An 11,639-nucleotide genomic window follows, 5' to 3' on the forward strand; every position below is an offset into this window, starting at 1 on the left:
CGGCGGACCGAGCGAGCGGGGGACACGCATGGCGGGCAACCGGGAACTGGTGTCGACACTGAGCGGCTATCCCACCTTCGCCGACTGCAGCAAGGACGACATCAGGGCCCTCGTCGAGGCCGGCGGGCCGTTCTCGCTGCCGTCCGGCTGGCCGCTCGTGCAGGAAGGGATCCCGGCCGACGCGTGCTACGTCCTCACGCAGGGCTCGGCACTCGTCTTCCACCAGCGTGAGCAGATCGCCGAGCTGAAACCGGGTGACCTCATTGGTGAGCTGGCGCTGCTCGGGGGCGGTCAGCGCCGCGCCACCGTGACGTCGTCGTCGAAGGTCCAGGGACTGCGCATCGAGAACGAACCGCTGCGCACGGTGCTCGACAAGCACCCCAAGCTCGAGGCGGCATTCCGCGACGTCTACGCCAAGCACGACAACTGACGACGGCACGTTTACGCCGGTTGCGTTCGGTTTGTGCTGCGAATTCGACACCTGTGCCACCGCGGGGCTCACGGACGTGATAGGAAACGCCCGCAGCGACAACCGGCCCAGCGCTGGAAATGCTGTCGGTCGGCCGCTCTGCCCGAACCCCACCCCGGGCAGGGCGGCTTCAGCCGACACGCCACGCGCCAACGACTTGCCGACCCGCAGATGTTGCCGAGATCAGGCTCGGTAGATCGCAAGGTGATCAACATGTCGCGACCCCGCCGTAGCTGCCGTGCCGGTGTCACGCTGTGCCTTACGGGGCTGGCTCTTGCGACGACCCTGGCCGCTGCACCCGCGGCGTCGGCGGGGGGTCCGGATGGTGATCGGGTGCCGGTGTCGCGGGTGCGTGCGGGTGAGTGGTGGCTGTCGTCGTTCGGTATTGAGAAGGCGTCGTCGGTCACTCGGGGTGCGGGTGTGAAGATCGGGATTGTTGATACGGGGACGGATACGTCGCAGCCGGATCTGCACGGTGTGGTGGCTGGGGGCACGGATTTCTCCGGGCACGGGAACGCGTCGGGGACGAAGCCGGTCGATGGAGATGACACCGGCCCTGAGCATGGCACGTCGATCGCGGCGTTCGCGGCCGGTCGTGGGCATGGCAGTGGGAACAAGCTGGGGATCATCGGTTCGGCGCCGGCCGCGTCGGTGTTGTCGGTGTCGACGGATGGCGATGAGACACACGACGCGCAGGGTGTGCGGTGGCTGGTGGATCACGGCGCGAAGGTGATCTCGTTGTCGTTCGGGTCGCAGAAGTATCCAGTCTTCACCGCGGCGGTTGCCTATGCCGAGGCTCATGACGTGGTGGTGGTCGCCGCGTCGGGCAATGGTGGCGGTAACGGGATGGGTCCGCCGGCGTCGTATTTCGGTGTGATGGCGGTGGCGGGGGTGGACAAGAACCTGGCCAGTGATCCGCGATCGGTATACGGGTCGCCATACGTGGGCACGACGGGGCCGGTGGTTGATTATGCCGGCGGGACAGGCGTGGTAGGGCCGTTCTCGGACAATCCGTCGACGTCGGACGAGATGGTCGGGGCGGCGTTGTCGTCGCAGGGTTCCTATCAGTACATGGCGGGCACGTCGTACTCGGCGCCGGTGGTGGCGGGGATCGTGGCGTTGATCCGCGCCAAATACCCCACCATGAACGCCGCCAACGTCATCAAGCGTTTGCTTCATGCATCGCAGCTGCAGCATCCGAAAGCGCCGGTCGGCACCTGGACGGCGCAAATGGGCTTTGGCGTGCCGAATGCGTACGCGGCGTTGACCGCGAACGTGACTTCGACGTGTGAGAACCCGTTGGGGTCGATCAACGGGAAGGGTTCTTACGGCATCTGGTCCGCGATCGAGCACAAGACGACGTACAAACCGTCGTGCACGAACTCCCCTTCGTCGGCACCGTCCTCGTCGGCGTCGTCCGCCGGGTCCGCGCCGGCGTCGCAGGTGTCGTCGTCACCGGCGGCTGCCGCGAGTTCCCGTTCGTCGGGGACGCCGGCGTGGGTGTGGATCGTGATCGTGGTGGCGGTGCTGCTGGTCGGTGGGTTGGTCGCGTTGTTGCTGCGTCGTCGTGGCGGGCATGGCGGTGGCGGTCCGGGTGGCCCGCCGCCGGGCGGTGGCGGTTATCCGCAGGGGCCGCCGGGCGGTTACCCGCCGCGCGGTGCTGCAGCACCGGGGCCACCACCACCAGGCTGGCAGCAACCGGGTTACGGACGCCGCTGAGCGTGGTGCACTTCGATCTCGGCGCCGTGCATCCACCACGGCAGGGTGCGCGAGCCGTGGCTTCGTCCCTCGCTCGGCCGGCGTTCGGTCAAGGTGGCCAGGGGCGGGGTCGAACCGCCGACCTACCGCTTTTCAGGCGGTCGCTCGTACCAACTGAGCTACCTGGCCGTGTGGTGCTGTGTCCTTTCACGACCGCGTCAGACTACCCGAGGCGCCCCCACGCATTCGTCGTAGCGGCGCCAGACGAGCTCGACCACCGCCGGGTGCGCACCGAGCGGCGCGGCGACCTGCACGCCGTCGACACCGGTCGCAGCCGCCTGCAGGGTGTCGGTGAACGTGCCCGGAGCGAGCAGATACGTCGCGACGTGCAGCGGCTGCGGCGCCTTCGCGAGCACCTCGCGCAACGGGTCGGCCATCGTCGCGGTCGTGACCGACAGCCCGACGCGCTGCGCCAGCAACTGCGCAGCACCATCGAGCTCTCCCGCGGCCTCGGCCCGGCTCGACCCGGCGCCGACCAGGACGACCGATGCCGGGTCACCACGCAGCGGCGCGAGCCGGTCGACGAGGACGTCGGTCAGCAGCGGATGCGGGCCGAGGTGCCGGGCGACCCGCATCTCGGGGTGCGCAGCCACGGCGCTCGGGATGTCGCTGCGCACGTGATAGCCGGTGGACAGCAGCACCGGCACGACGACCGCGGGCGCGCCGTCGAGGTCGGCCAGCGTCTGCGGCAGCCGCGGCGCCAGGACGTCGAGGAAGCACAGCTCGACGGCGACGTCCGGACGGGCTGCACGCACCGCGGCGATGAGGTGTTCGACGGTGGCCCGGCCGGCGGCCGAGGCGGTGCCGTGTGCGACGGCGATGAGGCGTTCGCGCATGCGCCTTCCCAAGGTTGGCGACCCAGACGGGACTTGAACCCGCGACCTCCGCCGTGACAGGGCGGCACGCTAACCAACTGCGCTACTGGGCCTTGGTGGAATCGTGCCTCCCGGCGAACCGGAACGCGGTCGACCCCTGTACCCCCAACGGGATTCGAACCCGTGCTACCGCCGTGAAAGGGCGGCGTCCTGGGCCACTAGACGATGGGGGCGCGGAACGCCCCATGCTAGCCCCGCGGGCGTACCCGATAAGCATAGGGGACGCTCGCAGAGGGCAGCAAAGCCACCGGTCCGCCGCTCACCCGGCGGACGCCGCGGGTCGTCGGCCGAGCAGCCGGACGCCGCGCTCGGCGTCCGGTGCGGGCACGACCGCCGTCACCCAGCCGCCCTGCCGCCCCAGCGCACGAAGCTGGTCGGCGTCGCCGTCGATCTGCACCGGTTCGACCCGCCGCTGCTCCCACTCGATGCGCGCCCGGTGACCGGCGCGGGCCAGCGGCAGCACCGAGCCGGCTGCGGCGAGCGCGTCCCGGGCCTGCGCCAGCCGGGCGATCGCGTCGTCCAGCGCGTCGACGAGCGCCGGGTTGCCGTCGCACCACGTCGAGACGAGCTCCGGTCGGGTGCGGGCCACGCGGGAACCGGAGCGGTACGAGCCGGCCGCGAGCGACAGCCCGAGCGGGCCACCGTGCAGGCCGGTCAGCGCCAGTGCCTCGGCGAGTACGTGCGGCAGGCCGATCACGCGTGCGACGGCTGCGTCCTGGTCCGCAGCGGTCGTCGGCACCGGTCGCGCGCCGAGGTCGCACACCAGCGCGGCGACCCGCAGCCAGGCGTCGAGGTCGGTGTCGTCCTCGAGCGTGAGCGCCCATGGCGCGTCGCGAAACAGGTCCGGGGTCGCCGCCGCCCAGCCCGTCTCCTCCACGCCGGCGAGCGGGTGGCCACCGACGAACATCGTCTGCGGGGCGTGCTTGCGCACGGCGTCGCGGACCGGGCTCTTCAACGTGCCGACGTCGGTGAGCACCGCGCCGGTGGCGATGTGCGGCGCTGCCGAGCGCAGCGCGTCGATGACCTGGGGCAGCGGCATCGCCAGCACGACGAGGTCGGCGTCGCGCAGTGCGGCCGCGTCATCGGGCGCCACCGTGAACCCGGCCGTCGAGGCGGCGGCGGCGGTGTCGGCGTCGGTGTCGTAGCCGATCGTGTCGACGCCGCCGGCGCGCAGCGCGTGCAGCAGCGAGCCGCCGATCTGGCCGAGGCCCAGCACGGCGGCGCGCTCGAACGGCACGGTCATCGCGTGGCCATGCCGGCGTCGGCGCGCGTTCGCCGCAGCGCCACAGCCGTCCGGGGATTCATGGCAGCGACCGTAGCGTCGTGTGCGTCGACGCCTTCCGGCGCGTTGCGTGCCGTGCCAAGATCGAGGCTCGGGGGCTGGCTCGAGGACAGGTGAATCGATGGCGGAGCGGGGCTTTGCCGTCGCGGCGTTCCGCGACGGCGCGCAGTGGCGCATCGAGGCGCTGCCGCCGGCTGTCCTCGGCGATCTCAGCGTGCTGCTCTCGGCGCTGCGCTCGCAGCCGCCCGAGGGCGGTCCGTTCGTGATCGCCAGCATCGAGGACGAGTTCTTCGTCATCGCCCGGCAGGAGGGGCGGCGCGTCGCGTTGCTGCTGTCCGACCTGACCGCGGCCGTCGAGTTCCCACTCGCCGAGCAGGCGATGACCAGGCTGGGCGAGGACCCGCCGGCCGACGACGAGCTGGACGAGATGTGGCCGGTCGGTGACCTCGAACTGTTCACCGACCTCGGTGTCTCCGAGGAGGAGATGGAAGACATCCTCGACGACCTCGATGCGCTGCCCGACGAGATGCTCGCGTCCATCGCCGACCTGCTCGACATCGGTGAGCAGTACAACCATGCGATCGCCTCGGCGTGGGCGCCGAGCTGAACGTTCCCTCGCCTTGAGCGTCGGGTGATCACCGACGACGCGGCCGTCGGCGTCGCGCTCGACCAGGCGCGGCTCGCGCTGGCCGTCGACGAGGTGCCGATCGGTGCCGCGATCTTCGACCCGGCCGGCCGGTTGCTCGCTGCGGCGCACAACGAGCGCGAGGCCGCGCACGACCCGACCGCGCATGCCGAGGTGGTGGCGCTGCGCCGCGCCGGCGCACAGCTCGGCGACTGGCAGTTGACCGGGTGCACGCTCGCCGTGACCCTCGAACCCTGCACGATGTGCGCCGGTGCGATCGTGCTGAGCCGCGTCGGCCGGCTCGTGTTCGGGGCGTGGGACGCCAAGGCCGGAGCGGTCGGCTCGCTGTGGGACGTCGTGCGTGACCGTCGACTCAACCACCGGCCCGAGGTCGCCGCGCAGGTACGCGCCACCGAGTGCGGTGCGTTGCTCGAGCAGTTCTTCGCCGCACGTCGCTGACACCGCGACCGCCGCCGACGGCTGACGTGCGCGGCGACCACCTCCGACGGCTGCGCTGAACGCCGCGCGGCGGCCGCCGCAGCGAACCGGTAATCTCTGCGGCGGTGGCGTGTCCGAGCGGCCAAAGGAGCACGCCTCGAAAGCGTGTGTGGGTAAAACCACCGTGGGTTCGAATCCCACCGCCACCGCCCAATCTTCATGCTTGTACTTGGGTCCGTGAGATGCCGTCCCGCAGTCGACGGCGATCTCGACGCCGCCGGGCATGTGCGCTGTCAGCTGTACGTCCGGACTGCAGCCGGTGAGCATTCCTAAGCATGGTTAACCGGAGCTTGACGATGGGCTGATCCGCTCTTACCGGCCGCCGCCGCAAGATCAATCTCGGCACGTTCTTGTCGGCGGAGACGGAAACAAGGAGCACCTCGTTATGGACCTCGTTCGACGCAAGTTCTTGCAAGGATCGATGGCCGCAGGTGTGGTGGCGACCCTGGGGCTGGCTGGATGCACCTCGAAGAGTTCGTCCTCATCGAAGGGGTCGGCGGCCGCGGCCTCGAGCTCGTCGGCCGGCGACTCTTCGTTGGCTCTGGACCACACAGCATGGAGCTGGGACGAGACGAACGATGTCTACTACCAGATCGGCAAGTACTACGTGTCTAAGCCGCAGGCCAAGGAATACGAGACGCTGGGCGTCTACGTGCCTGGGCGATACTTCACAGCCACCAAGAACAGCGACGGCACCTTCACAGCGAAGATCAACCCGAAGGGCAAGACGGGCAAGTACACGGCCCGCACCGCCCCGATGGTGATCCCGGTCAACACCCCCGGATACGCCGCGCAGAAGCCGCCGTCGAGCTACAGCTACAACGACGTGTCCTCCTACATCAAGGCCGGTTTCGTCTATGTGGCACCTGGGCTGCGCGGCCGTGACAGCGAGACCAGCAGCTATACCGGCAACGCGCCTTGGGGGGTGACCGACCTCAAGGCCACCGTCCGCTACCTGCGTTACAACGCCGGCGTCATTCCCGGTGACGAGCAGTGCGTGGTCGTGTTCGGCACCAGCGGTGGCGGCGCGCAGGGCACGATCGCGGGCGCGTCCGGCGACAGCGCGCTGTACAAGCCCTATCTCCACGCGATCGGCGCGGCGATGAGGACGGCCGGCGGCAGGACCATCAGCGACTCGATCGCCGGTGTGATGGCGTGGGTCCCGATCACCAACCTCGACTACTCCAACACCGCCTACGAGTGGAACATGGGTCAGTTCGCGTCCACCGGTACCCGCGCCTCGGGCACCTGGACGTCGGCCTACTCCGGCGACCTCGCCACCGCATTCGCGTCCTACCAGAACGCGTTGCGACTCAGGGACACCTCCGGAAAGACTTTGGAGCTGACCAAGTCGGCCAGCGGCAACCACCTCGCTGGCAGCTACTACGACCACGTCATCGAGGTCATCACCACCTCGCTCAACGACTTCTTGAGCGACACGACCTTCCCGTACAGCCCGTCCACCATGGGCGGCATGGGCGGCGCTCCCGGCGGCGGCGGCGCTCCAACCGGGACCAGGCCTACCGGCGGAGCGGGCGGCTCGGGCGGCGGTACTGCACCGACAGGCGGGACCGCCGGCGGCGGTGCTGCGCCTGGTGGCTCTACCAGCGGCTCGAGCTCGACGACGTCGAAGACGTACAAGACCGTCGCCGAATACATCGCCTACCTCAACACCGACAGCACCTGGGTGGAGTACGACGCGAGCACCAAGACCGCCAAGGTCCTGAGCCTGGCCGGCTTCGTCAAGAGCCAGAAGAACGCCTCCAAGGACGTCGGCGCCTTCGACGGGATCGCCCGGGGCGAGACCGAAAACCTGGTCTTCGGCCTGGGCACCAGCCCGCTGCATTTCCAGAACATCTCGCAGCAGCTGATCGCGGCGCGGCACAGCGTCTACGCCAAACTGTCAGGCTGGAAGGCCGCCTACGCGGCGAGCGAGTACACCAGCGACTTCAAGAAGACCGACACCATCGGTAGCGACATCGCCGTCCGCTCGAACATGTACAACCCGATGTACTACCTGTCCCGCTACTACAAGGGCTACCGCAGCGCGTCCGTCGCGCCGCACTGGCGCATCAGGACAGGCCTCCAGCAGGGTGACACCGCCAACACCACCGAGATCAACCTGCTGCTGGCGCTGCAGAACTACGGCATCAAGAACGTCGACTTCGCCACCGTCTGGGGACAGGGCCACACCCAGGCCGAACGCACCGGCAACGCCACCACGAACTTCATCACCTGGGTGGAGCAGACCGTCGCCACATAACAGGGCGGTCGCATAACAACACGTACCGGCGGGAGCAGCGGCGAGTGCGGTCAATGCTCGTGCTGGCTTCGGGTGATGACGTCGGCCCTGAGCGCGTCGAGGGCAGCAGATCTGGCGCCGGCAAAGGCGCTGTTCCCACCGGTTCGAGTGAGCTCCAGTGGTACCGGGCGGGGGACCGACCTGACCCGGGTCTGCAGTGCGGCATACATCGCCGGGTTGGTTCCCCAGTCGCCGCCGATGACGACCAGCTGCGGGTCGGCAAGACCGATCACTGCCGTGATCACGTCCCAGACGGCCGCGGCCAAGATCGAGATCACCTGATCGCTGTCGACACCGACGATGCGTGCGCGCAGGGCGGCGACGTCGATCGCGGTCGAGTCCGGGTGCCGCAGGCCGAGCTGGTCGAAGACGCCGGTGAACGCGACGGCGCCGCCGTCAACACCGGTGGTGATGAGGTGGGCAATCTCGCCGGCGAGCCCAGAGTGGCCACGCCGGACCTCACCGTCGGCGACCACCGCACAGCCGAGGCCTTCGCCCAGGTGCAGGTACACGAAGTCGTTCAGGCCTGCCCCGGCGTCCGTTGCGCGTGCCGCTTGTTCAGCTCGAGCTGCCCAGTTGACGTCGTTGTCGACGACGACCGGGCACTCGACGAGCGGTGCGAGGGTCCGGGCCGGGGACAGCGCGCCGAGCAGGAACGGCGCGTCGGGCAGATGGACCAGCGAGCCGGTGGCTCGATCGACCGGATCGGCGGCCGACACCATGGCGACACGCACAGGACCGGCGGCGGTGCCACGCACGGCGGAGCGGGCGGTCTTGATAAGCAGGCGGGCGACAGTTTTCGGCGACGCGGGTCGACCGACGGGCTCGACGTGTCGGCCCAGCAACTGACCCGCCGTGTCCATGCTCTCGGCCACGATGCCGGTCGGCGCGATACTCACCGCCAGCGCCAGGCCGACGTCCGGCGCGAGAGCGTAGTAGGTCCCGACCCCGCCGCGCCCGCTGGTGCGCTCACCCGTGTCACGCACCAAACCGGTTCCCACGAGGCGACGGATAGCTTCTGCGGCGGTCGGTTTCGACAGGCGGGTGGATGCCGCGATCTCCGCCCGCGTCAACCGCGGTGTCCGCAGTAGTGCATGCAGCACAGCCTCGTCGGACATCGCACGCAGCACCGAGGACGACGGTTTCGGGGTCGGCACCGGCTAAGTCTAGCGAATCGGTAAAGCTTCTTGCCTGAACATCCGGTCTCGGCTACCGCCTTCAGTAAAGGAAGCTTACCGAAGGGACTTGGCCATGACGCTCGCCGACACCCTCCCCGCGCTGCCGCACTGGGAGACCACTCCGGAGGACCTGCCGATCGCGATCCGTGAGGTCAAGCGTGCGTTGCGGGCACGCATCGAAGCCTCCGGGCGCACCGTCGAGGAGGTGTTCGCGGTCATGGAGGCGCGGGTGCGCGCGCGGGTCGAGGAAATCTCGGCGGCCAAGGAACGTGGCGAGACGATCTGGCCGGTCATCGACTACGCCGACATCGCCAACGGAACGGTCTCCGCTGAGCAGGTCGAGCAACTACGCCGGCGTGGTTGCCTGATCGTGCGTGGCCACTTCGACCGTGAGCAGGCCCTGGGCTGGGATCAGGGCATCGTCGACTACGTCGAGTCGAACCGCTTCTTTGAGGACTACCGCGGGCCGGCCGACGACTTCTTCGGCAGCGTCGGTTCCAAGCCCGAGATCTATCCCGTCTACTGGTCCCCAGCCCAGATGCAGGCCCGGCAGAGCGAGCGGATGGCCGCTGTGCAGGCCTTCCTCAACAGTCAGTGGCGCAATGAGTCCGACGGCGTGCAGTGGTTCGATCCGAATCGCGACTCGCTCTACCCTGACCGCATCCGCCGCCGCCCCGAGGGCGCCAGCTCCAGCGGTCTGGGCACCCACCTGGACCCGGGCACGCTCGATCTGTGGATGACGCAGGCCTACCAGCAGACCTTCCGCCACCTCTTCGACGGCACCGTCGAGGACTACGACCCGTGGGACGCCGCCCACCGCACCGCCGGACCGCAGTACCCGGGCTCGACGATGTGCTCGGCGTTCCGCACCTTCCAGGGCTGGACCGCGCTGTCGGACATGGACCACGACCAAGGCGTGCTGCACACCGTCCCGATCCCGGAGGCGATGGGCTACCTGATGCTGCGGCCGCTGCTGTCCGACGTGCCCGAGGACAACATGTGCGACGTCACCGTCAACCAGGTCTTCCCCGCCACCGAGGAATGGCACTCCCTGCTACTCGAAGCGCTCTCCGGCATCCCGGACATCAAAGCCGGCGACTCCGTCTGGTGGCACGCCGACATGATCCACTCCGTCGCGCCCGTCGAGGACCAGCGCGGGTGGGGCAACGTCATGTACATCCCGGCCGCGCCCTGGTGCCCTCGCAACGAGACCTACTCCGCCGCCGTCCGCGAAGCGTTCCTCAACGGCTCCAGCCCCTCGGACTTCCCGGAGGAGAACTACGAGCGCGAATGGCCCAACCGCTTCCACGTCGACGACCTCAACACCACTGGTCGTCGCGGCCTGGGCCTGGACTAGCAACGCGCCTGCCCGCCGGCCGTACCAGCCGTCCGCGGGCTCAGGTTCGGCCGCCGCTTGCCGATAAGAGAGTGTGTCGTTGATCAACACTCGCTTCCTGGGCGTTGGCCACAGCATGGCCCCAGACGCCGTGACCGCCGCCACCGAGGCACTGGACCGCGCCCTCGCAGGCCGTGAGCCCACCGTGCTGTTGGTGTTCTGTGCGCCCGGCTATGACCTCGAAGCACTGTTCGCGAGGGTCTGTGCCGGTGTGCCCGACGACGCGTGCATCGTCGGCGGCAGCACGAACGGTGAGCTGGCCGCAGGCGCCGACGACGCGCGCGAGCCCGGTTGGTCGCCGGGTGTGCTCGTCCTGGCCATGGGCGGACCGGGCTTCACCGCGCACGCAGCCGTCGTTCGTGAGGCAAGCAGCGATCGGCACGCAGCCGGCGCGGCCGTCGCAGCGGCACTGAACGCCGCAGGCAGTGCACCGGCCCCGCACCGCGTCATGTTCATGCTGGCCGACGGCCTCACCCGCGAGCAGCACGAGCTCGTCCGTGGCGCCTACTCGGTGCTGGGCCTCGAGGTCCCGATCGTCGGCGGCTGCACCGGCGATGACCTCGACTACGCCGTGACCTATCAGTTCCACGGCACCGGGGCGGGAGTAGAGGTCCTGTCGGACTCGATCGTCGGCCTCGATCTCGGGTCGGACCAGCCGATGGGGATCGGCATCGCCCACGGCTGGTCCAAGCACGGCGAGCCGATGATGGTCACGAGCAGCGAGGGTGGCGAGGTGCAGCTGCTCGACGGCGAACCCGCGATCGACTGCTACCTGCGCGCGATCGGCGAGACGCGAGCCCTGCTCGACGACCCGGACAAGTTCCGCGAGGTCGCCTTCGCCAATCCGTTGGGCATGTCGCGCCGGTCGGGCGCGGACGTCCGGGTCGTGCACGCGGTGGACCGCGAACGCGGCTCCGTGCACTGCCTGGCCGACGTTCCGCAGGGCGCTTTGGTGTGGCCGATGACCTCCGACGTCGATTCGTTGATCGGTGCCGCGCACGAATCCGCGACCGCGGCAATTGCCGAGTTGGGCGATGCGCAGCTGCTCGGTCTGCTCGTGCTCGACTGCGGCGCGCGCAAGCTGCGACTCGGACGCGAGCACCTGGCCGCCGAGCAGGCGGCTTTCGCCGAGGTGGCCTGCGGTAAACCGTTCGGCGGTTTCTACACATTCGGCGAGATCGCGCGCACCCAGGGATCGCGCGGCATGCACCACTTCACGGTCGTCACGCTGGCGCTGGCCTGAGCCGGCAGATCGA

Annotated in this window: 10 protein-coding genes and 4 tRNA genes; 8 read left to right on the forward strand and 6 right to left on the reverse strand. The window is 69.3% G+C overall.

All coding sequences use genetic code 11. The features are described 5' to 3' along the window. The first annotated feature begins 28 nt into the window (after window positions 1–28). Together ACFFCN_RS07825 and ACFFCN_RS07830 are read left to right on the forward strand one after the other, a co-directional pair. Window positions 29–430, forward strand: coding sequence for a cyclic nucleotide-binding domain-containing protein (locus tag ACFFCN_RS07825; RefSeq protein ID WP_375490587.1), 402 nt, complete (start codon window positions 29–31; stop codon window positions 428–430). A gap of 372 nt (window positions 431–802) precedes the next feature. Continuing rightward, a complete protein-coding gene (locus ACFFCN_RS07830) occupies window positions 803–2,188 on the forward strand; it encodes a S8 family serine peptidase (RefSeq protein WP_375490588.1) in 1,386 nt (461 codons plus the stop codon). A 94-nt stretch (window positions 2,189–2,282) separates the two neighbouring features. On the opposite strand, the gene ACFFCN_RS07835 is transcribed toward ACFFCN_RS07830, so the two are convergent. The 5 genes from ACFFCN_RS07835 to ACFFCN_RS07855 form a co-directional block, all read right to left on the reverse strand. Next, window positions 2,283–2,356 (reverse strand) — tRNA-Phe (locus ACFFCN_RS07835). Between the two features lie 29 nt (window positions 2,357–2,385). Next, window positions 2,386–3,063, reverse strand: a complete 678-nt coding sequence (locus ACFFCN_RS07840; protein ID WP_375490589.1) for a sirohydrochlorin chelatase — start codon at window positions 3,061–3,063, stop codon at window positions 2,386–2,388. A gap of 15 nt (window positions 3,064–3,078) precedes the next feature. Further along, window positions 3,079–3,155, reverse strand: a tRNA-Asp gene (locus ACFFCN_RS07845). Between the two features lie 47 nt (window positions 3,156–3,202). Beyond that, window positions 3,203–3,275, reverse strand: a tRNA-Glu gene (locus ACFFCN_RS07850). An 86-nt stretch (window positions 3,276–3,361) separates the two neighbouring features. After that, complete coding sequence (locus tag ACFFCN_RS07855) at window positions 3,362–4,345, reverse strand: prephenate dehydrogenase/arogenate dehydrogenase family protein (RefSeq protein WP_375490590.1); 984 nt, start codon at window positions 4,343–4,345, stop codon at window positions 3,362–3,364. Between the two features lie 160 nt (window positions 4,346–4,505). On the opposite strand from ACFFCN_RS07855, the gene ACFFCN_RS07860 reads away from it, so the two are divergent. The 4 genes from ACFFCN_RS07860 (at window position 4,506) to ACFFCN_RS07875 (ending at window position 7,770) form a co-directional block, all read left to right on the forward strand. After that, the gene (locus tag ACFFCN_RS07860; protein ID WP_375490591.1) at window positions 4,506–4,991 is read left to right on the forward strand and encodes a tRNA adenosine deaminase-associated protein; all 486 of its coding nucleotides are present in this window, start codon (window positions 4,506–4,508) and stop codon (window positions 4,989–4,991) included. Between the two features lie 24 nt (window positions 4,992–5,015). Next, complete coding sequence (gene tadA, locus ACFFCN_RS07865) at window positions 5,016–5,468, forward strand: tRNA adenosine(34) deaminase TadA (protein WP_375490592.1); 453 nt, start codon at window positions 5,016–5,018, stop codon at window positions 5,466–5,468. 103 nt (window positions 5,469–5,571) lie between these two features. Continuing rightward, a tRNA-Ser gene (locus tag ACFFCN_RS07870) sits at window positions 5,572–5,656 on the forward strand. Window positions 5,657–5,892: 236 nt separating this feature from the next. Beyond that, window positions 5,893–7,770 (forward strand): subtype A tannase, encoded by a 1,878-nt coding sequence (locus ACFFCN_RS07875; RefSeq protein WP_375490593.1) that lies wholly within the window; start codon window positions 5,893–5,895, stop codon window positions 7,768–7,770. A 50-nt stretch (window positions 7,771–7,820) separates the two neighbouring features. Here the strand turns inward: ACFFCN_RS07875 and ACFFCN_RS07880 are convergent, their stop codons facing one another. After that, window positions 7,821–8,966 (reverse strand): ROK family protein, encoded by a 1,146-nt coding sequence (locus ACFFCN_RS07880; RefSeq protein ID WP_375490594.1) that lies wholly within the window; start codon window positions 8,964–8,966, stop codon window positions 7,821–7,823. A gap of 94 nt (window positions 8,967–9,060) precedes the next feature. Here ACFFCN_RS07880 and ACFFCN_RS07885 point away from each other — a divergent pair, with 94 nt between their 5' ends. Both ACFFCN_RS07885 and ACFFCN_RS07890 read left to right on the forward strand, forming a co-directional pair. Continuing rightward, window positions 9,061–10,344, forward strand: coding sequence for a DUF1479 domain-containing protein (locus tag ACFFCN_RS07885; RefSeq protein WP_375490595.1), 1,284 nt, complete (start codon window positions 9,061–9,063; stop codon window positions 10,342–10,344). A gap of 130 nt (window positions 10,345–10,474) precedes the next feature. Further along, window positions 10,475–11,626: an FIST signal transduction protein gene (locus ACFFCN_RS07890; RefSeq protein WP_375490596.1), complete on the forward strand. Its 1,152-nt coding sequence runs from the start codon at window positions 10,475–10,477 to the stop codon at window positions 11,624–11,626. Window positions 11,627–11,639 lie beyond the last annotated feature (13 nt).

This window comes from uncultured Jatrophihabitans sp. (genome assembly GCF_964246335.1).
Taxonomy (GTDB): Bacteria; Actinomycetota; Actinomycetes; order Mycobacteriales; family Jatrophihabitantaceae; genus Jatrophihabitans.